The sequence below is a fragment of the Burkholderia sp. RF2-non_BP3 genome, from assembly GCF_001522185.1.
GTDB lineage: Bacteria > Pseudomonadota > Gammaproteobacteria > Burkholderiales > Burkholderiaceae > Burkholderia > Burkholderia diffusa.
Window position 1 is genome coordinate 15134 of sequence record NZ_LOSU01000007.1, and the last position, 23553, is coordinate 38686.

The 23553-nt window shown below is 62.8% G+C and carries 20 protein-coding genes and 3 pseudogenes; 16 read left to right on the plus strand and 7 right to left on the minus strand.

Going from position 1 to position 23553, the window contains the following annotated elements:
- Nucleotides 1-290: 290 nt before the first annotated feature.
- Nucleotides 291-1865 carry a winged helix-turn-helix domain-containing tetratricopeptide repeat protein gene (locus WS45_RS01710; protein WP_059697852.1) on the minus strand — a complete coding sequence of 525 codons (1575 nt, stop codon included), beginning with the start codon at nt 1863-1865 and terminating at the stop codon, nt 291-293.
- A gap of 184 nt (nt 1866-2049) precedes the next feature.
- Between WS45_RS01710 and WS45_RS01715 the strand changes: the two genes are divergently transcribed.
- The 4 genes from WS45_RS01715 to WS45_RS01730 all read left to right on the plus strand — a co-directional run bounded on the left by WS45_RS01715 (nt 2050) and on the right by WS45_RS01730 (nt 5739).
- Nucleotides 2050-2805: an SDR family oxidoreductase gene (locus WS45_RS01715; RefSeq protein WP_059697854.1), complete on the plus strand. Its 756-nt coding sequence runs from the start codon at nt 2050-2052 to the stop codon at nt 2803-2805.
- A 158-nt stretch (nt 2806-2963) separates the two neighbouring features.
- Nucleotides 2964-3146, plus strand: coding sequence for a hypothetical protein (locus WS45_RS01720; RefSeq protein WP_059697856.1), 183 nt, complete (start codon nt 2964-2966; stop codon nt 3144-3146).
- Nucleotides 3147-3345: 199 nt separating this feature from the next.
- Complete coding sequence (locus WS45_RS01725; RefSeq protein ID WP_059697858.1) at nt 3346-4383, plus strand: LysR family transcriptional regulator; 1038 nt, start codon at nt 3346-3348, stop codon at nt 4381-4383.
- 783 nt (nt 4384-5166) lie between these two features.
- Nucleotides 5167-5739 (plus strand): YbhB/YbcL family Raf kinase inhibitor-like protein, encoded by a 573-nt coding sequence (locus WS45_RS01730; RefSeq protein ID WP_059697860.1) that lies wholly within the window; start codon nt 5167-5169, stop codon nt 5737-5739.
- A 16-nt stretch (nt 5740-5755) separates the two neighbouring features.
- Here the strand turns inward: WS45_RS01730 and WS45_RS01735 are convergent, their stop codons facing one another.
- The gene (locus WS45_RS01735; protein WP_059697862.1) at nt 5756-6505 is read right to left on the minus strand and encodes an SDR family NAD(P)-dependent oxidoreductase; all 750 of its coding nucleotides are present in this window, start codon (nt 6503-6505) and stop codon (nt 5756-5758) included.
- A 110-nt stretch (nt 6506-6615) separates the two neighbouring features.
- Between WS45_RS01735 and WS45_RS01740 the strand changes: the two genes are divergently transcribed.
- From WS45_RS01740 to WS45_RS34640, 8 genes and pseudogenes are all read left to right on the plus strand, one after another.
- A complete protein-coding gene (locus WS45_RS01740; RefSeq protein ID WP_059697864.1) occupies nt 6616-7527 on the plus strand; it encodes a LysR family transcriptional regulator in 912 nt (303 codons plus the stop codon).
- Between the two features lie 272 nt (nt 7528-7799).
- Complete coding sequence (locus WS45_RS01745; protein ID WP_059697866.1) at nt 7800-8795, plus strand: alpha/beta fold hydrolase; 996 nt, start codon at nt 7800-7802, stop codon at nt 8793-8795.
- 316 nt (nt 8796-9111) lie between these two features.
- Nucleotides 9112-9702 (plus strand): annotated as a pseudogene (locus WS45_RS01750) (IS30 family transposase); the annotation flags it as partial.
- Between the two features lie 282 nt (nt 9703-9984).
- A complete protein-coding gene (locus WS45_RS01755) occupies nt 9985-10398 on the plus strand; it encodes a DoxX family protein (protein WP_059449243.1) in 414 nt (137 codons plus the stop codon).
- Between the two features lie 163 nt (nt 10399-10561).
- On the plus strand, nt 10562-11506 hold the full coding sequence (locus tag WS45_RS01760; RefSeq protein ID WP_059697918.1) for a dTDP-4-dehydrorhamnose reductase family protein: 945 nt from the start codon (nt 10562-10564) through the stop codon (nt 11504-11506).
- A gap of 210 nt (nt 11507-11716) precedes the next feature.
- Complete coding sequence (locus tag WS45_RS34635; protein WP_156436990.1) at nt 11717-12112, plus strand: hypothetical protein; 396 nt, start codon at nt 11717-11719, stop codon at nt 12110-12112.
- A gap of 156 nt (nt 12113-12268) precedes the next feature.
- A complete protein-coding gene (locus tag WS45_RS01765) occupies nt 12269-15559 on the plus strand; it encodes an autotransporter outer membrane beta-barrel domain-containing protein (RefSeq protein WP_059697870.1) in 3291 nt (1096 codons plus the stop codon).
- A gap of 297 nt (nt 15560-15856) precedes the next feature.
- Nucleotides 15857-16285, plus strand: a complete 429-nt coding sequence (locus tag WS45_RS34640) for a hypothetical protein (RefSeq protein WP_156436992.1) — start codon at nt 15857-15859, stop codon at nt 16283-16285.
- Between the two features lie 319 nt (nt 16286-16604).
- Here the strand turns inward: WS45_RS34640 and WS45_RS01775 are convergent.
- Nucleotides 16605-16859, minus strand: a pseudogene (locus tag WS45_RS01775) (amino acid permease); the annotation flags it as partial.
- Between the two features lie 7 nt (nt 16860-16866).
- Here WS45_RS01775 and WS45_RS35940 point away from each other — a divergent pair.
- The 4 genes and pseudogenes from WS45_RS35940 to WS45_RS01790 form a co-directional block, all read left to right on the plus strand.
- Nucleotides 16867-17129 (plus strand): annotated as a pseudogene (locus WS45_RS35940) (reverse transcriptase family protein); the annotation flags it as partial.
- Nucleotides 17130-17473: 344 nt separating this feature from the next.
- The gene (locus WS45_RS01780) at nt 17474-17803 is read left to right on the plus strand and encodes an H-NS histone family protein (protein ID WP_059525998.1); all 330 of its coding nucleotides are present in this window, start codon (nt 17474-17476) and stop codon (nt 17801-17803) included.
- A gap of 267 nt (nt 17804-18070) precedes the next feature.
- Nucleotides 18071-19318: an MFS transporter gene (locus WS45_RS01785; RefSeq protein WP_059697875.1), complete on the plus strand. Its 1248-nt coding sequence runs from the start codon at nt 18071-18073 to the stop codon at nt 19316-19318.
- Between the two features lie 76 nt (nt 19319-19394).
- Nucleotides 19395-19961 carry a hypothetical protein gene (locus tag WS45_RS01790; protein ID WP_059697876.1) on the plus strand — a complete coding sequence of 189 codons (567 nt, stop codon included), beginning with the start codon at nt 19395-19397 and terminating at the stop codon, nt 19959-19961.
- A 29-nt stretch (nt 19962-19990) separates the two neighbouring features.
- Here WS45_RS01790 and WS45_RS01795 read toward each other — a convergent pair whose 3' ends face one another.
- The 4 genes from WS45_RS01795 to WS45_RS01810 form a co-directional block, all read right to left on the minus strand.
- On the minus strand, nt 19991-21109 hold the full coding sequence (locus tag WS45_RS01795) for a polyamine ABC transporter substrate-binding protein (RefSeq protein ID WP_059697878.1): 1119 nt from the start codon (nt 21107-21109) through the stop codon (nt 19991-19993).
- 193 nt (nt 21110-21302) lie between these two features.
- Nucleotides 21303-21590 (minus strand): hypothetical protein, encoded by a 288-nt coding sequence (locus WS45_RS32850; protein WP_156436994.1) that lies wholly within the window; start codon nt 21588-21590, stop codon nt 21303-21305.
- 331 nt (nt 21591-21921) lie between these two features.
- Nucleotides 21922-22614, minus strand: coding sequence for a pentapeptide repeat-containing protein (locus tag WS45_RS01805; protein WP_059697882.1), 693 nt, complete (start codon nt 22612-22614; stop codon nt 21922-21924).
- Nucleotides 22615-22698: 84 nt separating this feature from the next.
- Entirely contained in the window at nt 22699-23337 is a 639-nt protein-coding gene (locus WS45_RS01810) for a TetR/AcrR family transcriptional regulator (RefSeq protein WP_059697885.1), read from the minus strand.
- Between the last annotated feature and the right edge of the window lie 216 nt (nt 23338-23553).

Genomic DNA, 23553 nt, shown 5'->3' on the forward strand with positions numbered 1-23553 from the left:
GCGGGCGACGACGTGCCGGTGGGTGGGTTCATTGGGGGGTATTCGTTCTTTTCGTGCAAATTCTGGCGGTCAGTCGCCGCAATCCCTTATCCCGCAAGGCTCCGCGCCCCTGCGACATCTTTTCAAAACACGATTTTGCGAACAGTTGATCAGAAGGGCATTTCTGGTCCAAAGCGCCAGAATTTGCACGAATGGTACGAATACCCCGAAAATCAACAGTGCATTCGGGCCTTTTTGAAACGGTCTTCCGGGCCTGTTTTACAACGATCACCACACTGCGCCTCCGCGGCTCAGGATTGAAATCCAGCCTTGGCCAGTCCTTCGATCAAAAGGTTGAGATCATCTTGCCGCACAATCGGTATCACGTCGGTCAGATTGCCCAGACGCAAGGCCGGCGCGAGTGCATGCAGGCGTTTGGCAGCTCGCCTGGCTTCCTCTAGTTTTCCCAGCCACGCCAGACTGGACGCGAGCACGGCTTGCGCGACAAAGAAGCTCGGCAAATCCCGCGAAGCTTTCTCGGCATATGAGGCGGCCTCGGCATGCTTGCCGAGAAACAGGTGCGCGGCAGCCAACCCGAAATGAATCCGGTAGAGTTCGGGATCCACCGGACTCAGATCCATCGCGCGAGTGAATTGTTCGACCGCCCGCGTGGATTCGCCATGCCACAAGCGGCAGAATGCGCCGAGAAACCACGCCGACGCGAGATTGGGATTCAGTTCCAGCGCCCGGTCCAGCAGCTCGATGCCCTCGGGCAGATCACCCGCAAGATGGGCCAATGCATGTCCGCTTCGGGCCAAAGCGACGGCGTCGTATTTACCCAACCTCACCGCACGGTGCGCCAGCCTCGTGCCCTCGAGCATTTCCTTTGGGTGGTCGCTCATCCAACCGTTGATCTTGCGCCAGCAGTGACACCAGGCCGCCATTGCATAGGCCGACGAGAAATCCGCGTCGCAGTCGAATGCACGATGGAATAGTGGAAGAGCCTCGTCGATCGCTTCGCGCGTGCCCAGATGAAGTTGGGCCATGCCGCGCAAATAATAGTCGTATGCGTCGAGGCTGCCAGTCGGCTTGTGTCGGGCACGTGCGATTTCCGCCTGCTCCAGCTGAGGCGCAATGGCACCGACCACGCTGTCGGCAATCCGGTCCTGGAACTCAAAGAGGCTACCAAGGACACCTTCGAAACGATCGGCCCAGTGAGTGGCGCCACTGGACGCGTTGACCAAACGGCCGGTAATGCGCACCCTGCCTTGCGCCTGCCGCCAACTGCCCTCCAGCACGTATCGCACGCCAAGTTCGCGTCCGATCTGCTTCACATCAACATCGCGATTCTTGTAGGTGAAGCTTGAATTCCTGGCCACGACGAACAGCCAGCGGTAGCGTGATAGCGCGATGATCACGTCTTCGATCACGCCGTCGGCCAAATAATCCTGGTTCGGGTCGCCGCTCAAATTGACGAAGGGCAAGATTGCAATGGAAGGCTTGCCGGATAGCGCGGTGTCGGGCGACGTCGAATCGGACGGCGTGGCAGTTCGTTCGACGATGCAAGGAGGAATGTCCTGTCCGGCGAGATCGGCAACGAACCGGAACCCCCTGCGCGCGACGGTTTTGATAATGCGCTGTTGCTGGCCGTCGTCGCCAACCGCGGTACGTGCGGCATTGACGTGGCTGGCCACGGTCGACTCGGAAATCGTCCGTCCACCCCACACTGCGTCGATCAACTCGTCTCGGCTGACGACACGGTCGTGATGGCTCGCAAGGTATACCAGCAGGTCGAACGTCTTCGGTGTCGTCGCCACCGGCTGGGAAGCGCGACGCAGGTCGCGGCGCTCCAGATCCAGCACGCAGTCGGCAAAAACCCATTGCATTCGAGTCTCCAAGATGCGGAAGGGAAGCTTCCAGCCAAAGGGAATCCGGAGCTTCGGGATCGATCAAGAAATTTTGGACGGAAATACAAGATACAGGCAAAGCGATGCGCGCAGCCGAAAATGATACTGCTCCCACCAGCCTGACGGCAGAAGCAACGCAGCTCGAACCAGAGGGGAGCGGGTGATGAAGGTAGTCGTTATCGGTGGCAGCGGACTGATCGGATCGAACGTGGCGAAGCGGCTCTCCAGTGATGGCCACGAGGTCGTGGCTGCTTCTCCAAGCACCGGCGTGAATCTGATCACCGGCAACGGGTTGGCCAAGGCGCTCGAAGGAGCACAGGTCGTTGTCGATGTCGCAAATGCGCCGTCTTTCGACGACATCGAGGTGATGGAATTTTTTGACACGGCCGGTCGCAATCTGCTGGCCGCGGAACAGACCGCTGGCGTCGAGCACCATCTGGCACTCGCCGTCGTGGGGACCGAACGCCTTCAGCGCAGCGGCTACTTTCGTGCAAAGGCAGTGCAGGAAGCATTGGTCAAGTCGTCGCCGATACCGTACACGTTGTTGCGTGCAACCCAGTTCTTCGAATTCGTCGGCAGTATTGTCGACGCAGGTGTCCACGGAGACGAGGTGCGTCTTTCGCCTGCGCTGATCCAGCCGGTCGCGGCTGACGACGTCTCCGCAGTCCTGGCCGATCTGGCGGCCGGGATGCCATTGAACGACACCATCGAAGTCGCCGGTCAGGACCGCTTCCCGCTTGATGACCTGGGGCGCAAGTATTTGGCCGCGAACAAGGATTCACGCACCGTGATCGCCGATGTCAGGGCCCGCTATTTTGGATGCGAACTGGACGATCGCACATTGGTCGCCAGCGACGGGTACCGTGTCGGCCCGACGCGGTTTCAAAACTGGCTGAGTCGCTCCGTTGCGCAAGGTTGAGTATCCAGTGCAATTTTCCCTGCCATCCTGACATTGAATTGCTTCACCGTGACGTTGCGTCCGTTCCCGGTGTCGCGCTGGAAAATCCGATGAATCGAGCTATGAAACAGGAGGCGAGATGAGTTCATGGTCTCGTTCGACTTCGGCCTGGAACCTGCATGATCGAATGGAAACCGGCGGCTTACGTCGTCGACGATGACGAATCGCTTCGTCTGTCGCGCGAGGGGCTGCTGCGATCGAGCGGGCTGAGTGTGCTGACATTCAAATCGACGCAGGACGTTCTCGCCTTTCCGAAGCACGACGCGTCAACGCATACGTACCTGTCCAGCGTGATTGCATGACCCGTGCTCGAGCACCTATACAAACGTGTTGCGCATCGCAAATCTCGGCATTCTGTTTCGCCGATTGGCAACTGGTCACGACGACAGCGTTTCCGCGATATCACTGGCATCAGGATGGCTGCCTCTGTTCGACAGGCGTGCACTGGATCGTCGTCCGGAATAGATTGGTAATACCTTGAAACAGTCTTGGAGTCGTTCAATGGATCAACTGAATACATCGCAACGTGGCTTTCGTGTTGGCTCGCCGAATCACGCCGACTCCCTGTCAAACTGTTTTTCGGCCAACTATGTCAGCATCGTCGTATTCATGGCGGTCGCTACCGAAGGGAGTTTTTCCAAGGCAGCCGAGCGTCTTGGCGTCGGTCGTTCGACTGTCTCGCGCAAGGTGCAGCGGCTCGAAAAGCAACTGAGCACGCGCCTGTTTCTCAGAACGACGAGAACCACGAGATTGACGCGCGAAGGTGAGCGGTTCTTCGAGAACTGCAACTTGGGCGTGACCTATATCGTTGGGGCTGTGAACGAGATACTGGATCTTCGCCATGGTTCGCCTCGCGGTTTGCTTCGCGTGTCTGCGACCTCCGGATTCGGGCGCAATGTAGTTGCGCCGTTATTGTCCAAATTCTCGGAGATTTACCCCGATATCTCGGTCGAGTTGCTGCTCGACGACAAACCGGTGGATTTCGCGGCGGGACAAATCGATGTCGCGTTTCGCGACGGTCATCTTGAGGATTCCAGCATCATCGCGAAGCGGTTGATTCCGATGCAGATGATCGTTTGTGCATCGCGTGCGTATGCCGAAAGGCGCGGGCTGCCTTCCGTGCCGGACGAGCTTGCGCAACACGACTGCATCAACATGAGATTTTCTACCGGGCGTGTCCTGGAGTGGGAGTTCGCGATGGACGGTCAGATACGCAGGTATCTGCCGACCTCAAAGCTGACATTCAACGATGCGGATCTGATCCGTCAGGCTGTCCTTGACGGTCGCGGCATCGCACAGCTCCCGGCTCATCAGATCTGGGGTTACATCCGGCGCGGCGAACTCGTCATGCTACTGACGCAGCACGCGTTGAAAGATCGCAGCCACTACATCTGCTACCTGTGCCGGGAACACTTGCCGGCGCGCGTTCGCGTGTTCGTCGATTTCATGACCGAACAGATTCGAGCGCTCGATTTGAATGATCTCGACCGGTTCGAGGCAGGCGAGGTCGGAAATGCCGTCGCGATGCTACCTGCATGAAAGTGACGACGGTAACCGACTCGAAAACTCACTGGACAATGGCGAGCGTGTCTTTTGGCGAGAACTGTCCGCGCTGGCAGCATGGGGCTGTTGATTTGTCGCTCGATCATAGCGCGCACGGCGGTCGATTGTGGGCAGGCAAGAATGCCTCGCGCGGAGCGGTTGTCCAGTTTACCGTGCCTGCCGCTCCTCCCGCGGCCGTTTCAGCGCGACTGTCGCCATCGCGATCCCCTGGTTTGCGTGTCGCCAATTGTTGCCATCAAGGCAACACGGTGAACGCGTTGCCGGCGCTATTAACGTTCGGATTCCAAATCTACAATTTGTCTCAGCGCTGGTTTTACAAGCCTTGTCTCATGTTACGCCACACCGTATCTGCCACGACGAAGCCGGCGTCCAGGTCGCGGAAGCTCAGTCTTTCGTTGGCTTTGTAGTGTTCCAATTGAAGGCAATGTCATGTCCAGGAAAATTCTGATTGCGGGTGCCGGCTTTGCCGGAGTGTGGGGCACACTGGCTGCAGCTCGCGTGCTTGACGAAGCAGGCGTGACGAGCGGTGACGCGTCCGCACGATTCGGCGCCGACGGGTAAATCCATTGCGTATCGATCATCCGCTTGAGCGCCTTGCCTTCGGCGTGCGTCAGTTTGATCTGCCGATCCCGGCCTTCCGAATAGCTGACGCCCCACTCGCCGAGATCGGTTCTGGCTGCCGGCAACCCTCAGATTTCGTGCGGCTAGATCGTTCCAGCCGCCTGCAGAAAAACGCTCTCCTTTTCAACGGAGCACACCATGAGATTCAACTTCTTTCCGCGATCGATCATCTGCTCTGCAATGCTCTTGTCGATCGTGCCGACAATCGCTGTCGCGGGAGCGTTCTCCGTCAAAGTCGATGGCTTGAACCATGGCCGGTTCGTGAACGAACAGGTCTACGGCGGATTTGGCTGCCACGGCGACAACGTCTCACCACGCATTTCGTGGTCCCATCTTCCTCACGGAACGAAGAGCGTCGTCGTGACCATTCACGACCCCGACGCCCCCACAGGCGGGCTTGGCTGGACGCATTGGGAGGTCGTCAATATTCCGCCGTCGGAAGCGTCGATCGAAAAGGGCGCCTCCGGCAATCCGGAGCGGATGCCTGCGGGGGCCATCGAAACGCTGACCGACTTCGGGGCGGCGAGATACGGCGGCCCTTGCCCGCCTCAGGGAGAGTCGCACCGCTACGTCGTGACAGCATCGGCGCTCGCTGTTCCAAGTATCGACGTGAACGCCACATCAAGCCCGGCCCTCGTCGCATATCAGATGCACGGGAAAGTGATAGCACGGGCACGCTACGTTGCGAAGTATCACCGAGCGGCTGAGTGAGCGTCCTGGCGGGAAGTTAGCGCAACGACATCCCGCCGTCGACTTTCAGGTTCACGCCGTTGACGAAGCTACCTTCGCTGCTGACGAGAAACAGTGCGGCGCGAGCCAGTTCTTCGGGGTGACCGAAACGACCGAGCGGGATGCTGTCGGCGACAGCCGCCTCGAATGCCGGTCGGTCAGCCGATTCGATACCGAGCTTGGAAAGAATGGGCGTGTCGGTGGGACCGGGACTGATTACGTTGACCCGGATGCCGCGTGCATTGAATTCGAGCGCCCAGCTGCGGGCAAACGCTTCGATGGCGGCCTTCGTTCCCGCATAAACCGCATGTCCTTCGAATACTTTGGAACTGGCGATCGAACTCGTCAACAGGATCGCGCCGCCGTCGCGCAGGTGGGGCGAGATCTTTTGAACGCCGAAGAACACTGCTTTGGTATTGGTGGCGAAATGATCGTCATACGACTCGACGCCAACCTGGCTTGACGATGCAATCGTATTGACGCCGGCATTCGCTACGTATATGTCGGCGCCGCCGAACCGCTCGGCAACCAGGGTTGCTACGCGATCGTGCGTTTGAAGATCGGCGAGATCGCCTGTCAGCCCCGTCGCGCGATTTCCAAGTTCCGCCGCGGCTGCGTTCACGGCATCGAAGCGACGACCCACGATCACGACATTCGCGCCTTCCTCCACAAACAGCCTTGCCGTGGCATACCCGATTCCACTGTTGCCACCCGTAATAACTGCAACCTTATTCGCGAGTCGATTCATTGAAATCTCCGTTGTTTCCCGCCGATCCGGCGTACGGCGTCAATATAGTCCGAGGACTTCGAGCGCTGTAGTCATGCAACGGAACTATCAATTTTTCCGAAGAGTCACAAATGTCATTCGAGAAATTCAGCGGTCTTCCTGCGTTCGTGAGGTCGGTCGAGGCAGGTTCGTTCACGGCTGCAGCACGGTCGCTTGAAACGACACCGTCTGCCGTGTCGAGGAGCGTCGCAAGGTTGGAGAAGCGGCTCGGCGTAACGCTGTTTCAGCGCTCGACGCGGGCGTTTGTCCTGACGGGGGAAGGGCAAACGTACTATGAACGCGTTGCGCCGCTCATGCGAGGTCTCGAGGATGCGAGCGATGTTCTGGCGATACCTGCAAGAGCAGCCGGAAAGCTGCGCGTGAGCCTTCCAGTCGATCTGGGGCGGACCTTGCTCGAGCCGATCACACGGGAATTGATGGGCAGCAACCCCGAACTGTCGCTCGAAGTCAATATCAGCGATCGCCACGTCGATGTGATCCGTGAGGGCTTCGATATCGCCATAAGAGCCGGGCGCGCCGTCGATAGCAGACTGTACGCGCACACGCTGGTGAGTCTGCCGCTGGTGCTCGTGGCTTCTCCGAGCTATCTGCGCAAGCATGGTATGCCCAAACGACAAGACGATCTCGTTGCTCATCTCCATGTGCGCTACAAACTCGACGGACGCGTCGTCCCGATCATTTTCGCCGACGGAACCACTATACCCATCGATGGCGTATTCGATGCCGACAATGGTGATGCGATGAGAGTAGCTGCATTGAACGGGCTGGGTATCGCTCAGATTCTGAGAACAGCAGTACAGCATGATCTCGATTCCGACCGGTTGACGGAAGTGCTGCCTGACGTGAAGTTAAGTGCGGTGCCAGTCATTGCGCTGCACGCATTCGGAAAACGCTTGCCCGCCCGCGCGAGAATATTCATCGATTTCGTCTCGCAACAGCTCGCTCAACCCAGACAGAGCGATAAGGATCATGGGCCTACATGAATGAGACGCTCAAATTGGCCTACGGGACGAGCGCATATTCCAACGCGCGGATTGGTGCCGTTTGAACAACACCGTGAGCGCTTCTGGGCAGCTACCGCCAGGTTAATGGCCGTCCTACGATTCTCGCCATATCGAGCAGACGTGATCACGAACCCAGTCTCCTCGTTAGCACGTACTCGCGTCTGAAATTCGCTAACGGCGCGGCGGGTCCGGTCCGTCTGGCCATTCGCTCGGCCAGCATGACGATTTCTTCCACAACAGGAGCATATTGTATGAAGCCTGATTTTTACCTGTCTCCCGACGACGCTAGCCGTCGAGACCTGATGCTGGGCGGTGTCCTGGCAACCGTCGCTGCCGTTGTGCCTACTGTTGCGGGCGCAACCACGGGTCGCCTGTCGAAGTCCGCTGCGGTTTCCGGCGCGGGGAGAAATCAATCTGCGGACAGGATCGTCACCAAGGACGGCGTGGACATTTTCTACAAGGACTGGGGACCGAAGGACGCCCCGGTAGTCACGCTCAGTCACGGCTGGCCCCTTAGCTCAGATAGTTGGGATAACCAGGCATTTTTCCTTGCGTCGAATGGCTTCCGGGTGATCGCTCATGACCGACGTGGGCACGGGAGATCAAGCCAGCCTTGGGACGGCAACGATATGGACCACTACGCCGACGACATGGCTGCCGTCATTGACCACCTGAACCTCAAAAACGTGACGGCGATCGGTTTTTCGACCGGAGGGGGCGAAGTCACGCGGTATATCGGCCGCCATGGCGGCGCGCGTGTGACCAAAGTCGGCCTGATTTCGGCCGTTCCGCCGTTGATGCTCAAGACTCCTGCCAATCCGCAAGGGGTACCGATGGAGGTTTTTGATGCTATCCGTTCGGGAATGGTTGCTGACCGGTCGCAGTTGTTCCGCGAGATTGCCAGCGGCCCGTTCTATGGTTTCAATCGTCCCGGCGCCAAGGTGTCTCAAGGGATGATTGACTCGTGGTGGAGCCAGGGAATGATGGGGGGCTTCAAGAATACTTACGATTCAGTGCGTGCATTCTCGGAAACGGATTTTTCTTCGGATCTGAGCAAGTTCGACATGCCAACGTTGATTGTGCACGGGGACGACGATCAAGTCGTGCCGGTCGACGTCGGAGGGCGCGCCACGAAGAAACTTGTTCCGCACGCCATTCTGAAGATTTACAGGGGGGCACCGCACGGTTTGACCGAAACACATAAGGCTCAGCTTAACCAGGATCTTCTTGCGTTCCTGCGTAGTTGAGTAGCGGCGACTTCGAAGCACAAGGAGATGGGGTCTGGCACGCTCGGGCGAGTGGCGGCGCTTCAAGGAACCGGGATCAGTCACCGTCATTTATCGACGAGACGCCCGGCAACGTCAGAATGAACGTGCAGCCTTCACCCGGACGATGCAGACCTCGTCCCCGATGTTCACGTCGAGCCGGATGACGCGCGCTCGAGCCGGTGCCCACGGTTCGTCAATCGCATCGAGTGCCGCGCTGCCGATATCCGTTTCCCCAGTGACCAGGTCGGCGTTTGGCCCAATGTCCGTCCCGGTCTTAGTTGGAAAATTCCGGCTGGAACACCTGCGCCGTTCTCGGGCCATGCGTCGCTTGCGTCAACACACACTGAAGACCGAGGACCGCACGAATATCCGCGATGTCATATCAATCAGTGAACGCCCAGGCACAGCCGAGGATCGAGTAATACCCGGGTACTGGGAAGGCAATCTGCTGTTCGGCAACGCCAACAGTCGGATTGCCGCACTCGTCGAACGCCAGACCCGGTTCGTGATGTTGGTAAAGATTGCCAGCAAGGACTCTGAGGCTGCCGTCAATGCCCTGATAAGACATGCCGGCAAGCTTCCACACGAATTGTATAAATCGCTGACGTGGGATCGGGGCACGGAGATGGCTGGCCACAGGCGCTTCACTGTCGCGACGGACATCAAGGTCTACTTCTGCGATCCCCAGCATCCCTGGCAACGCGGCACGAACGAAAACACGAACGGGCTTCTCAGACAGTACCTCCCCAAAGGAACCGACCTCTCTGCCTACTTGCAAGCCAAGCTCAACGCCATTGCCCGACGGCTCAACGAACGTCCACGCAAGACATTAAATTTCGATACACCGGCTGAACGATTCCAACAAGCTGTTGCATCGACCGGTTGAATCCACCACGCGTTTGTTACGTGACAATTGTCCACTCAATCGCGACAGCCAATCTTGTTTCGACGGATTGATGATTTCCGGTGAGACAGTAGACTGCACCCGTGCTTCGCCAGAACCGCTCCGCAGCGCGCCACGACGGCGCGACGGGACGGATTCCTCGGCAGCGGGCCGGCCGGCCCGCCGTTCGATCGTGCGAGGAGGGTTCGTTGCCGATCCGTGGGTTCGCCGTTGCGGCGGCCATCGGCACCGAATGCGTCAAACCGTCAATTCAAGGTGATTGCTATGCGTTACGTTTCGCTGGAGTCGAAGAAGGACGAGCTGCTGCTGGCGGCTCGCGTGCTGATGATGATCCTGTTCGTGCTGTTCGGCTGGCAGAAGCTGAACGGCTTCTCGGGCACGGTCGCGTACATGGCGTCGACGGGCGCGCCGTCGCCCGAGCTGTCGGCGGTGATCGCGGTGGCGGTCGAGCTGGTCGGCGGCGCGCTGATCGCGGTCGGGTTCTACACGCGTCCGCTTGCGCTGGTGTTCGCGGTCTACACGCTCGCGACCGCGTTGATCGGGCATCGCTACTGGGCGCTGCAAGGCATGGACCAGTACCTCGCGATGATCAACTTCTACAAGAACATCAGCATCATCGGCGGGCTGCTGTTGCTCGCGGTGAGCGGGCCGGGGCGCTATTCGTTCGACCGGAAGTAAGCGGACGCGAGGCTTCGTGCCGCACGACAGGCCCGGTGCGCCCAATCGCGCATCGGGCCTTGTTTTCATCACGCGCACGTCGTCGACATGTGATCGAAATCGACATCGGTTGCGTGTTCTCGTATAGATTGGGGGCCCTCATTCCCTTTCATCGTTGGCCACCGTGTCGCATCCGACCATCCTTCTCATCGGCGCGTCCGGCCTGCTCGGCCGTGCGGTTGCCGCATCGCTGTCCCGCGAATCGTCGCTGACGCCGATCGGAACGATCCGTAACCCGGACACCGCGGGCGCCCGGCGCCTCGCGTTGCCGCCGGAAAACGTCGCCCGAATCGACGCGCTCGATCAGCCGGCGCTCGAACACCTCTTCGCAACTCTCCGACCGGCCGCCGTGATCATCTGCGCCGCCGAACGCCGCCCGGACGTCTGCGAACGCGACCCCGCCGCCGCGCGCGCGATCAACGTCGACGCACCGGCCCGCATCGGCGCGCTCGCGGCGCGCTACGGCGCGTGGACGCTCGGCATCTCCACCGACTACGTGTTCGACGGCAAGGCCGCGCCGTACCGCGAAGACGCCGCGCCAAACCCGCTGAACATCTACGGCCGCACCAAGCTGGAAGGCGAGGCCGCGTTGCTCGCCGCATCGCCGCTTGCCTGCGTGCTGCGGCTGCCGTTGCTCTACGGGCCGATCGTCGACTGGCGCGAGTCGGCCGTCACGAGCCTCGTGCCGGCGATCGTCGCGTCCGCGCGTCCGGGTGCGAATGCGGTCGGGATGGACGCATGGGCGATCCGCTATCCGACCTACACGCCCGACGTCGCGGCGGTCATTCGCGACTTGACGCTGCGCCATCTCGCGGGCTCGACCGTCACGGGCATCCGTCACTGGTCGGGCGAGGAGCCGATGACGAAGTACGACATCGCGCAACGGATCGCGACCGCGCTCGGCGTCGATGCGGCGCTTGCACGGATCGACACGCCGGCCGACGCGACGCCGCGTCCGTACGATTGCCACCTGGATGCGTCGCGCGTGCGCGCCCTCGGGATCGATCATGCGACGCCGTTCGCGACCGGGCTGCAAGCCGTGCTGCGCGACGCGCCGCCGCTGCCGTAAGCGCGTCGAACCGTGATGCCGCGACGCGTGGCAGCGGTCATCGCAGGTGCACGACAAGACGCCACGCCACGCCGCGCAACATTCCCGCTCGGCGGGGAACGTCGAGGCTGAGGGGCGGTGCGTCGGGTTCGCCGATGGCTTGACGCATTCGAACAATCAAAAGAGCAGAGAGCGCCCATCGCGCTACGTCTTCGTATCGGATTCAATCGCGTGCATGAGCTCGTGCATGCCCGTTCCCGGCCAGGCTGCCTTCTGGCCGCGTTGCCGGGAGACGTGAAACGTTACGTTATCCATATCGATGCTGGAACGTTGCACGCGCCACGCACCGGCATGCTCGCCGCCAGCGCGGTCGTCAGGCGCGTGGCAAAGGCCGTCATGCGATGCAACACGACGAGCTCGCGCGCGCCGGCCGGCACTGTCGATCGATCGTCGACTGCCGTCAATTTTGCCGATAGAACCCGGTCCTCTCCTCCGCGCACTTTCGAGGAGGCCGCGGAAATCGGAAAATTCACCCGATTTTCCCGCTTGCGCCGCCATACGCCCTCATCCTTGCTTGCCGCAACGCATCAGCACGAGCCGACCTATTACTTGCCACTACGAAATTAATCGCGCGATGGTTTCCGATATCACGCAATTTGACCTTGCGATTATTTCGCGACGGGTGATATAACCTCGTTCACGCACCGATTTGCAGCAATTACGTCATCAATAAATTGCGAGCGGAAAATGAAAAGAAATGCGTGGAACCTGAGGGTGGGTGGAATGGCGATCCTGACCGGCGCGATGCCGGTGGGTGTCCATGCGGCATGTTCGGCTACCGCGCCGGGCACCGGAACGACGGTCACGTGTTCCGGCGCCAATGTCCCGTCGGTCGTGGCCGCTGCCGGCAGCACCAACGTGACGATCAATCTCGATTCGACCGCGACCGGCAGCTATGTGCTCACGTCCACGCCGACGCCGTTTTCCGTCGACACGTCGAGCGCGATCACCAACAACGGCATTCTGTCGATGTCCGGCAACGGCACGGGCGTCGCGAATCGCGGCGCCGTGCTGCTCGGCGTGAACAACGGCAATACGCTCACCAATGCCGCGACCGGCGTGGTTTCGACGACGGGCGCCTACAACGACGGGATGGCCGCGAACGGCAACAACAACACGCTCGTCAACAACGGCACGATCACGACGACCGGCAACAATGCTTACGGGATGACCGCCGCGTGGGGGCAAAGCAATCCCGGCGCGTCGGGCAACCAGATCGTCAACACCGGCACCGTGACGACGTCGGGCAACAACGCGCGCGCCGCATCGCTGCTCGGCGGCAACGGCACGATCACCAACAGCGGCACGCTGACGTCGAACGGCCGCGATGCGCCGGCCGTCTACATGCAAGGCAACAACGACACCCTCGTCAACAGCGGCACGATCCAGACGACCGGCACCGCGACGAGCGGTGGCAGCGTCGATGCGGTCGTGTCGAACACGCTGGGCAGCTCCTTCACCGCGACGATCACGAACCAGGCCGGCGGCAGAATCATCAGCAACAACGGCGTCGGCGTGCGCTCGACCAACGGCGCGACGACGATCACGAACGCCGGGTTGATCCAGGGTGGCGGCGGTACGGCGATCCAGGGCGGTAACGGCAACGTCACGCTGATCCTGCAGACGGGCTCGCAGATCGTCGGCGTGGCCAACGGCGGCGCGGGCACCAACACGGTGACGCTGCAGGGTACGGGCACCGCGTCGAATGCATTCACGAACTTCCAGAGCCTGACGATGGCCGGCGCCGACTGGACATGGGCCGGCACCGGCACGTTCTCGACGGCGCTCGTGCAGAGCGGCACGTTGAATCTCACGGGCACGCTCGGCACGACGACGGCATCGGTCGTCGCGACCGTGAATGCGGGCGCGACGCTGCAGGCGAATGCGTCGAACCTGCCGTTGTCGGTCACGGACAACGGGCTCGTGCGTTTTCAGCAGGATGGTGCCGGCACGTACACGGGCACGATCGGCGGCGCCGGTGCGGTCGAGAAAACCGGCGCGGGCACGCTGACGGTCGCGCCAGCCGCACCCGGCGGCAACACCTATGCGGGCGGCACGACGATCACACAGGGCACGCTGTCGGTCGCGGCAGACAATGCGCTCGGCGCGTCGTCGGGCGCACTGACGTTCAATGGCGGCACGCTGCAACTCGGCAGCGCATTCGATCTTGCGTCGAGCCGCGCGGTGTCGATCACGTCCAACAACGGCACGATCGACACGCAAGGGTTCAACACGACGATGACGCAAGGCATCACCGGCGCGGGCGCGCTGACGAAGCTCGGCAGCGGCACGCTGACGCTGAACGGTGCGAACGGTTATGCGGGCGGCACGAACGTCGACGCCGGCACGCTGGTCGTCGGTGACGGCACGAGCGCGTCGGCCGCGCTGGGCGGCGGCGGGCCGGTGATGATCGCGTCCGGCGCGACGCTCGGCGGGTACGGCAGCGTGACCGGCAACGTGACGAACGACGGCACGATTTCGGTCGCGAATGCGCTCGCGAGCCTGGCGAGCGGGGCGACCGGCAATTTCCAGATCAACGGCAACCTGACGAACGCGGGCGTCGTGCAACTCGGCGGCAGCGGCGTGGGCAACACGCTGACGGTGGCAGGCAACTACGTCGGCCAGAACGCGACGATCGCACTGAACACGACGCTCGCCGGCGACGGCGCGCCGTCGGACCGGTTGATCGTCAGCGGCGGCACCGCGAGCGGCACGAGCACGCTGAAGGTGACGAACGTCGGCGGTGCGGGCGCGCAGACCGTGGCCGACGGCATCCAGGTCGTGCAGGCCGCGAACGGAGCGACGACGACCGCCGGTGCGTTCACGCTGTCGGGCGGCTCCATCAGCGCCGGCGCATTCACGTACTTCCTCGCGAAGGGCGGTGCGGCGAATGGCAACGACTGGTATCTGCGCAACACGATACCGCCGAAGCCGCAGCCGCCGATCGCGCAGCCGGGACAACCGACGCCGCCCCCGGTGTCGGTCACGCCGGCCGAAGGGACACCTGAATCGATCGTCGAAGCAATCGCCGACGCGGGGACGGGCGGCAGTCCGGCTCCGATCTATCGTCCGGAAGTGCCGCTGTACGCGGAGGCATCGGCTGTCGCGCGCCAGCTCGGACTGCTGCAGATCGATACGTTTCATGATCGTCAGGGCGAGCAGGGCTTGCTGTCGGAGAATGGTCCGATGCCCGCATCATGGGCGCGGGTATGGGGCGGCAACAGCAACATCGCGCAGAAGGGCGACGTGGCGCCGTCGTTCGACGGCACGGTGTGGGGGATGCAGGTCGGGCAGGACCTGTATGCGGATACGACCGCCGGCGGCCACCGCAATCACTACGGCTTCCTGCTCGGCTTCTCGCGCGCGGTGGGTGACGTGAACGGTTTCGCGCTCGCGCAGCCCGATCTCGGCGTCGGCACGTTGCAGATCAATTCCTACAACCTCGGCGGCTACTGGACCCACATCGGCCCGGGCGGCTGGTACACGGATGCCGTCGCGATGGGCAGCGCGCTGACGATGCGCACGCATTCCAACGGCAACGTGAGCGGATCGACAGACGGCAATGCGTTCACCGGATCGGTCGAGGCAGGCTTCCCGGTCGCGCTCGGCCACGGACTGACGCTCGAACCGCAGGCGCAATTCGTGTGGCAATGGCTGTCGCTGGGCAAGTTCAACGACGGCGTGTCGGACGTCACCTGGAACAACGGCAACACGTTCCTCGGCCGATTAGGCGCGCGGCTGCAATATGCGTTCGATTCGAACGGCGTGAGCTGGAAGCCGTATCTGCGCGTGAACGTGCTGCGCTCGTTCGGTAGCGACGACAAGACGACGTTCGGCGGCGCGACGACGATCGGCACGCAGGTCGGGCAGACGGCCGGGCAAATCGGCGCGGGGCTCGTCGCGCAGTTGACGAAGCGCGGCAGCGTGTATGCGACGGTCAGCTACCTGACGAACCTCGGCGGCGAGCACCAGCGCACGATTACCGGGAATGCGGGTATGCGCTGGGCGTGGTAGTGAACGCAAGTGCGCCGGTCGGCTTCGGAGCGGACGCTCGGCGCTCGCATATGGCAGCGTTTTGTTTCAACACCCGCTTACTCTGTCGTGGCCGCGCCCACCGGCCACCGCCAAACGCCCACACCGAAGTCGACGGCACAAGGAAGGTGTGCGGCAAGCGGTGAAGAGTGTTGACCGACTCACTCCGACATGAATAGGGCTTCACCGATGCCGCACCCTTGAAGCTTAACGACGCCGCGTGCCGCCGCCTATCGGACTGGGCTGATTCTGCATGGCCGCATCCGCGCGGGAGGGCGGATGGCCATGTGGGTTGACGTGCGGGTCCCGGCCGGCGTTACGCTGATTCGTATCGGCTTTCTGGTCGGCGTCGTGCTGAGCGCGCATCATCCAGGACGAAGCAAGGCGCGGCGCCATGTGCGCCGTGTTTTTCATTGGATTCGCCGGGCGACGCCGGCACGACGCTCGACGCGGGATCTACACGGGATCGATCGTGAAATTCGCGAGCGCGTAATGCACGCGGCAGGTCCAGAGCGTCGCCCCGCCGCGATGAAAGACGGCGATGCCGTCGCGCACGGTCATTCGGGTGCGCGGATAAACGGCGGCATGGCCGTTGACGGCCGCTGCGAGATCGTTGCGTTCCTTGCAGGCAGCCCAGTATTCGCCGTCCTGCAAGGTCGTCTGTCGCTGATTCATATTGATTCCGGTTGGCGTCGCCGCGATCGGTGAATCGGCGGAGCGGCGCGACATACGCAACAGGGCTTCGGTGCGGGCGCTCGACGCTCGCATATGGCAGCGTTATCGGGTTGCAGCACGATCAGCGCCTTTTTACAGTGTGGCCGCGCCCACCGGCCACCATCGAGCGCCCGCACCGAAGCCGTCGCGTGCGAACGGCGCGCGGCATCCGGAATCTTCCGAGCCTTTCGGACGCAGCCCCATACGGAACTGTCCGCCTCGGCGAAACCAGCGCCACGCAAAACAAGCTTGGCGTCGTACCTTGCGCCCGCCTGTCGAATCAGGATGATTCGATGCGGCGAGCGGGTAATGTTCAATGCCCCCACGCGAAGTGATACGCGCCGGCGATCGTGAGCGCCGCGGTGGCCAGCGCCGCATACGGCATCAGGTTCAGCCACATCGCGCGCTTCGGCACCTCGAGTTCCATGTCGCGCTGCATTTGCGCGGGGAAACGGCCGCGATCCTGCCAGTAGTGGCGATAGAGAAACACCGGCACGATCAGCAGCATCGCGATCAGCCCGTTGCGCAGCGTGCCTTCGCCCTGCAGGTTCGCGCCCGCACCGACATGCGGCTCGGCTGCGATCGCACTCGAGGAAGGCTTCGCGCTGCAACTGCGCGAGACGCGCGTGATGTTGCGCGGGATGCGGCGGCGACTGGCCGGTGTGGTCGTCAATCGCCATCCGAACCTCGCGCGCGACGAATTCGATGTCCTGAAGGCTATCCCGACCCGCTGCATCCGCCACGGACCGGCGTCGCGGAATCGCGCCTCGCACCTGGATTCCGCGCACACCCGACTCGACGCGTCGCCCATGCAAGCGCGCTGAACGCCGTGCGCTGATTGCGTGGAACGGGTGCCGCTTCGGCACGTAAACCGCCGCACCGGCGCCGACGCGCGCGGGCTGGCGAAGGCAAGTGTGCGCCGGACCGCAAAAGTCCTCGAACATGACGGATGCGCACTGCTATCATTCGCGCCATGCCGCGCCTGTGCATGGGTGCGGCGCCATGTGTTGCGTGCCGATGCCGTGCGGTTTTCGACGATGGCGTGGTGTTCGGTACACTTCGAAAGCGTTACAGGTCCAGGCAAACGATTCACATATCGCAACACCGATTGGCGGAACTTCGTGATAGGTTCGGCCATCGGAGGTTTTTTTGAATAAAAACATGCCCAAAGAGGATGAATACATGACCCAGGCCCTGCAGGATCTCGAAGCACAACTTCGGGACCTGAATATCAAGCTGTCGGAAGCCAAGCAGAAGGAGAAGCAAGCCGCACTCGCGGCATTCAAGGAGCAGGTCGAGTTGTTGGGCATCTCGCAGCAGGAAGTGCTGAGCGCCCTCGGCTACATCGTCCAGCGCAAACGCAAGGCGCCTGCCAAGTATTACGATCCGACGACCGGCCGCTCGTGGTCGGGCCGTGGCCCGCGTCCCAAGTGGCTCGAAGGCAAGGATCTCGATACGCTGCTCGTCGACCGCGAAGCCAAAACCTGGTGGCCCGGCGACGATCGGGGCTGAGGCTGCCCCGCGCCGGCACCGCTCCGGTGTCGTTCGACCCGCGCGGGCGGCGACGCCGGCCTCGCAACACCCGCTTCATCGCGTTCTTTCGGTGTCCCGCCTGACTGCGGATCGCCGGCTTCAATGTCTTTCAAATTCATTACCGACGCTGCCTGCTTCCGTTCCCGGAAGCGGGCCGCGCGGCGTTTTCCGCGTGCGCGCGTCCGGCGCCCGTCATGCGCGGGAACAGGCTTTAGAATGTCGCCCGGACATTTCCGGCAGGACACCATGGCAGCAAACATGAAATCTTCGGCGCTCGGCGATCCGGCGGCGCCGCGCGGCGAGCAGGTCGGCGCGTACGCGTGGAAGGCGCTGGCCGGCTCGGCGATCGGCTACGCGATGGACGGCTTCGACCTGCTGATCCTCGGCTTCATGCTGCCGGCGATCACGGCGGCGTTGCAGCTGACGCCCGGGCAGGGCGGCGCGCTCGTCACGTGGACGCTGATCGGCGCCGTCGCGGGCGGCATTCTGTTCGGTGCCCTGAGCGATCGTTACGGCCGCGTGCGCGTCCTGACCTGGACGATCATGCTGTTCGCGGTCTTCACCGGCCTGTGCGCGTTCGCCCAGGGTTTCCGCGATCTGCTCGTGTATCGGACCATCGCGGGCATCGGCCTCGGCGGCGAGTTCGGAATCGGCATGGCGCTCGCGGCGGAAGCGTGGCCGGCGAGCAAGCGGGCACGCGTGTCGTGCTACGTCGCGCTCGGCTGGCAGGCCGGCGTGCTGCTGGCCGCGCTGCTGACGCCGCTGTTGCTGCTCCATATCGGCTGGCGCGGGATGTTCGTGGTCGGCGTCCTGCCCGCGCTGCTCGCGTGGCTGCTGCGCAACCGGCTGCACGAGCCGGAAGTCTTCGTGCAACGCGCGGCGCGGCCGCGGGCCAACGCGTTCCGGATGCTCGTCGCCGACGCCCGCACCGCGCGCACGAGTCTCGGCATCGTGATCCTGTGCTCGGTCCAGAACTTCGGCTATTACGGGATCGTGATCTGGCTGCCGACCTTCCTGTCGAAGCAGATGGGTTTCTCGCTGACGAAGTCGGGGCTGTGGACGGCGGCGACTGTCGTCGGGATGATGATCGGCGTCTGGACGTTCGGGCAGCTCGCCGATCGCATCGGCCGCAAGCCGACGTTCCTGCTGTACCAGCTCGGTTCGGTCGTGACGGTCCTCGCATATGCGCGCCTGACGGACCCGACGGCGATGCTGTGGGCCGGTGCGCTGATGGGGATGTTCGTCAACGGGATGGTTGGCGGCTACGGCACGCTGATGTCCGAAGGCTATCCGACCGTCGCGCGCGCGACCGCGCAGAACGTGCTGTGGAACATCGGCCGCGCGGTCGGCGGCTTCGGACCGGTGGCGGTCGGCGCGCTCGCCGCACACTACTCGTTCCAGACGGCGATCGCGCTGCTCGCCGGCCTCTACGTGCTCGACATGGTCGCGACGCTGTTCCTGATTCCCGAGCTCAAGGGCGTCGAACTCGAATGACGACGCGCGGCGTGCGCCGGGATTCGCGACCCGGCGCACGCCGCGGTTCAATTCAACTTCATCACGGGAATTCACGATGCAACGCAACAACCGAACGATCGGCGTGATGGGCTCGGGCAAGGAACCGTGGCTCGCGTTTTCCGAGCCGCTCGGCGCGTGGCTCGCGCAGGCCGGCTTCAACCTGCTGACGGGCGGCGGCCAGGGCGTGATGCTGGCGGTCGCGCGTGCGTTCGCCGGCGTGCCGGGACGGGCCGGCCGGTCGATCGGCATCGTGCCGACGCAGGCTGATCCGCACGCGGGCTTCGTGCCGCTCGAAGGCTATCCGCATCCGTTCGTCGAGATCCCGATTCTCACGCCGCTGCCGCGCCGCGAACCGGGCGCCGAACCGCATACCATCAACCGGAACTACGTGAACGTGCTGAGCAGCGACCTGATCGTCGCGCTGCCCGGCGGGCACGGGACGGCCGAGGAGATCGCGCTCGCGCGGCGCTGGCGCAAGCCGCTCATCTGCCTCGGGCCGGACGGCGCGTTCCGGGAGCTTGCCGCGGGCGCGACGTGCACGTCGTCGCTCGACGATGTGATCCAGTTCATCGACGCCACGTTCGCGGCCGCGTTGCCGCATGCGGCGCGGGCGCAGCGATAGGGCGGCCATGGCCGTCGCGAGCTGCCCCGTCAGCGCCCGGTCTTCAGTTGCGCCCACAACCGGTTCTGGAGCCGACGAATTTCGGGCGGCATCGGTTTGAGCAACGTCATCTTGCTCAGTACCTCGTCGGCCGGATAGACCGACGGATCGCGCGCGATCGCGGGCTTCACGAACTGGCGCGCGGCCTTGTTCGCGGTCGGGTAGAACACCGCGTTGGTGATCCCCGCGTTGACCTTCGGGTCCTGCAGGTAGTTGATCCACTTCAGCGCGGCGTCGCGGTTCGGCGCGTCCTTCGGGATCACCATCATGTCGAACCACAGCAGCCCGCCTTCCTTCGGATTCGCGAAGCGGATCTCGTACGGACGCTTCGCTTCCGCTGCCCGGCGATGCGCGATGCCGACGTCGCCGGAATAGCCGAACGACACGCACAGGTCGTTGTTCGCGAGATCGTTGATGTAACCCGACGAGTTGAACTGCGTGATGTACGGGCGCACCTTCTTGAGCACCTCGTACGCGGCGCGGTAATCGGCCGGATTCGTGCTGTTCGGATCCTTGCCCATGTACTGCAGCGTCGCGGCGAACACATCGACGGCCTGGTCGAGGAACGATACGCCGCAGCTCTTCAGCTTCGCCATGTTGGCCGGGTCGAACACCAGCGCCCAGCTGTCGACCGGCGCCTTGTCGCCTAGCGCTTTCTTCACCGCCTGCACGTTGTAGCCGATGCCGTCGGTGCCATACGCCCACGGCACGCCGTACTGGTTGCCCGGATCGGCGTCGGCGACCATCTTCATCAGCAGCGGATCGAGGTGCGACAGGTTCGGAAGCTTCGTCTTGTCCAGCGGCTGGTAGACGTTCGCCTGGATCTGCTTGGCCATGTAGTTCGATGTCGGCACGACGATGTCGTAGCCGGAGTTCCCCGACAGCAGCTTCGCCTGCAGCGTGTCGTCGCTGTCGTAGTTGTCGTAGCGCACGTGCAGGCCGGTCTGCTTCTGGAAATTCGGGATCGTGTCCGGCGCGATGTAGTCGGACCAATTGTAGATATTCAGCTCGCCGGCCGCCTGGGCGTTCGTGTTGCCGAAGGCGGCGATGCCCGCGACGGACATCATGGCGGCGGTGGCGATGGCGCGGCGAAGGGTGCGGAGTTGCATGGCATGTCTTCCGTATTGGAGCGCGCGGTGCTCGGCGGTTGGCGAGTCGCCGCGCCACGGTTCAAGGGTGAACGTGTGTAACCGGCCGGCATTCGAAACGAGCGCCGGCGATGCATGATGATCGGGAGTCCATTCGGTCTACGAAGCGAATCGCACGGACACGATGCGCAGGTCGAACGGAAAGCAGGGGGCGCTAAGGCAGGAGCGATGCCACGTCGTCGGTGTGGATCGCAACGAACGCGCGTGCGGCGACGGCGTTGTGACGGCGGACGGAACGGCGGGACAGGATGGTATAGATCGACAGATGCAGGCGAGGACTCTGCCGGCGGTCACTGTCGCCGGCGGACGAGATCGCGACGCGCACGTTGCGCGCATCGCCTCGTCTCCACCGCACCAGCGGGCCACGGATTCTCACGTTACTCTCGACCGGGTTGTTGAAAGTATTGAACACCTGGCGACTCGCGGACGCTTGCCGTTTCATGCTTCGATCGTCGCGCTTGCCGCGCGGCGATATCGAAGCGTTGAAGCAAAACGAAAGCATGTTGCAAAGTGAAATCGCCGAAACATGACGTTCCTGTGAATCATCAGGTAAATCGCTGTAAGGATGTCTCCGGATTTTCCCTAGTGATTTGAATGCCGTTGGGTTCGGTCGGCGAATGTGAGCGCGCGGGGCATGCGTGGTGCGCGCCGGTCGGAATGCCGCCGAAGTGACGAAAATATTCGACAGATCGCCGGTGGCATTTGCAACATGCGCGGTTCGCGCGCGAAGTCGCGGATATCGGCCGCGATGCGAAGCAATGCGCGTGCAGTCGTCAGGCGACCCGGATCCCCAGATTCTCGATCAGCATCGCGGCCTGGTCATACGAGATGGTCGCGCCGCGCAGCACGCCCGACGCGAGCAGCTTCGGCGTGCCGCCGAGTTCCACGTCGCGCAGATCGGCTCCATCGAACCGGACGTCGTTCAGATGCGCGTTGCGCAGGCTGCCGCCTTCGAACACGGCGTCGCGAAAGTCGGTGCCGGCGAGATCGGCATCCGAGAAGTCGAGCGCCACGAGCCGCGTCTTTCGGAACGAGAAACGGCGCAGACTCGCGCCGACCAGCAGCGTGTTCGAGAACTCGATGCCGAGTGACTTGCATTCCTCGAAGTCCGCGCCGGTGAGCCTGCATTCGTCGAAGCGTGCGGAGCTCAGCTTGCTGCGGCGCCAACTCGTGTTGTTGAGATCGCAGGACTGAAACTGCGCGTCCTCCAGGTCGGCCGACGCGAAGCTCGTCTGGCGCACGCGGCAGCGAATCCACGTGGTCTGCGCGAGGGTCGCGCCGACGAACGATGCTTCCGCGAGCGCGCAGCGCTCGAATCGCACGCCGCGCAAATCGAGCCGCGACAGGTCCGCGCCTTCGAGGTCGCAGTCTTCGAGACGAATCGGCGCGGGCGAGCCTTCGACGAGAAGCAGCAGGTCGGCGCGATCGAGCGTTCGGCCGGAGACGGAAACTCCGCAGGTCGTCATGAGGGAATCCAGTGTGAGTTGAAAGGTTCGTGGCCGGTATCGGATGGCATCGGCCGGGTTGCGCGACATCGCGCGCGTTGTCGTTCAGCGCGCCGCCTTCAACCTGGCGGCGACCGGCTTGCCGGTCGGCTCGGGCCGGAACGTCCACAGGATGCGCATCTGCGCGCGCATCGCCTGCTCGTCCACCGGAATCAGGCAGTACGCGAGCCCGATGCGGCTGATCAGCGCGATGATGTCGTCAAGTGCGGGCACCTGCGCGCCATGCAGGGCGACGTATTCGCGGTACGGCCGTTCCAGCACGCGTTGCCACATCGGCGCGACGTTCTCGACGATGTAGCCGAACACCTCCGTGGAGACGCTCGTCGCGAGATAGTTGTGGTGAAAACCGCCGTGATGACGATCGCGGTAGCGCACCGCGAAGCACATGGTTTCCTCGCAATAGGCCTCGAAGTCGTGCTCGAAGCCGGTGAGCGCACGCTGCATCTCGTCGAAGAACGCGGCATTCTCGACGCCGATCACGCCCTGGATCAGTTCCTTCTTCGTGCCGAAATAGCGGTACAGCGTGCGTCGAGAAATGTTCGCGCGACGCGCGACGTCGTCGATCGACAGACGGTCGATCCCGTGCTCGATCATCGTATCGAGCGTCGCGCGCAGGATGGCGTTTCGCCCGTCGTTGACGCTGTCCCTCCTGCTGGCGTCGCCCCAGCGCAGTTGCCGATCCATGCTTTTCCTCGATGCCGTGAGTGTCGTGAGTCGCGCGGCGTGTGCCGGTGTGCCGACCGAATGCGCCGGTTCGGAATTCTCGCACACGTTGTCACAAATTGATTGATCTGTGACATAGCGTGGGACGCATCAACCCGCCCTGCATGTTCTCGAGCCGCGGGCACGAGACGCCGGATTCGCGGGCTTTCATGCATCATGCGGTTGCATCGACCCGTC

Coding starts and splice junctions, on each gene's coding strand:
- WS45_RS01725 (WP_059697858.1), top strand. CDS start 3,346: ATGGATCAACTGAATACATCGCAACGTGGCTTTCGTGTTGGCTCGCCG.
- WS45_RS01730 (WP_059697860.1), top strand. CDS start 5,167: ATGAGATTCAACTTCTTTCCGCGATCGATCATCTGCTCTGCAATGCTC.
- WS45_RS01765 (WP_059697870.1), top strand. CDS start 12,269: ATGGCGATCCTGACCGGCGCGATGCCGGTGGGTGTCCATGCGGCATGT.
- WS45_RS32850 (WP_156436994.1), bottom strand. CDS start 21,590: ATGAAACGGCAAGCGTCCGCGAGTCGCCAGGTGTTCAATACTTTCAAC.
- WS45_RS01810 (WP_059697885.1), bottom strand. CDS start 23,337: ATGGATCGGCAACTGCGCTGGGGCGACGCCAGCAGGAGGGACAGCGTC.
- WS45_RS01710 (WP_059697852.1), bottom strand. CDS start 1,865: ATGCAATGGGTTTTTGCCGACTGCGTGCTGGATCTGGAGCGCCGCGAC.
- WS45_RS01740 (WP_059697864.1), top strand. CDS start 6,616: ATGTCATTCGAGAAATTCAGCGGTCTTCCTGCGTTCGTGAGGTCGGTC.
- WS45_RS01780 (WP_059525998.1), top strand. CDS start 17,474: ATGACCCAGGCCCTGCAGGATCTCGAAGCACAACTTCGGGACCTGAAT.
- WS45_RS01745 (WP_059697866.1), top strand. CDS start 7,800: ATGAAGCCTGATTTTTACCTGTCTCCCGACGACGCTAGCCGTCGAGAC.
- WS45_RS01720 (WP_059697856.1), top strand. CDS start 2,964: ATGATCGAATGGAAACCGGCGGCTTACGTCGTCGACGATGACGAATCG.
- WS45_RS01785 (WP_059697875.1), top strand. CDS start 18,071: ATGGCAGCAAACATGAAATCTTCGGCGCTCGGCGATCCGGCGGCGCCG.
- WS45_RS01805 (WP_059697882.1), bottom strand. CDS start 22,614: ATGACGACCTGCGGAGTTTCCGTCTCCGGCCGAACGCTCGATCGCGCC.
- WS45_RS01735 (WP_059697862.1), bottom strand. CDS start 6,505: ATGAATCGACTCGCGAATAAGGTTGCAGTTATTACGGGTGGCAACAGT.
- WS45_RS01790 (WP_059697876.1), top strand. CDS start 19,395: ATGCAACGCAACAACCGAACGATCGGCGTGATGGGCTCGGGCAAGGAA.
- WS45_RS01795 (WP_059697878.1), bottom strand. CDS start 21,109: ATGCAACTCCGCACCCTTCGCCGCGCCATCGCCACCGCCGCCATGATG.
- WS45_RS01755 (WP_059449243.1), top strand. CDS start 9,985: ATGCGTTACGTTTCGCTGGAGTCGAAGAAGGACGAGCTGCTGCTGGCG.
- WS45_RS01715 (WP_059697854.1), top strand. CDS start 2,050: ATGAAGGTAGTCGTTATCGGTGGCAGCGGACTGATCGGATCGAACGTG.
- WS45_RS34640 (WP_156436992.1), top strand. CDS start 15,857: ATGGCCATGTGGGTTGACGTGCGGGTCCCGGCCGGCGTTACGCTGATT.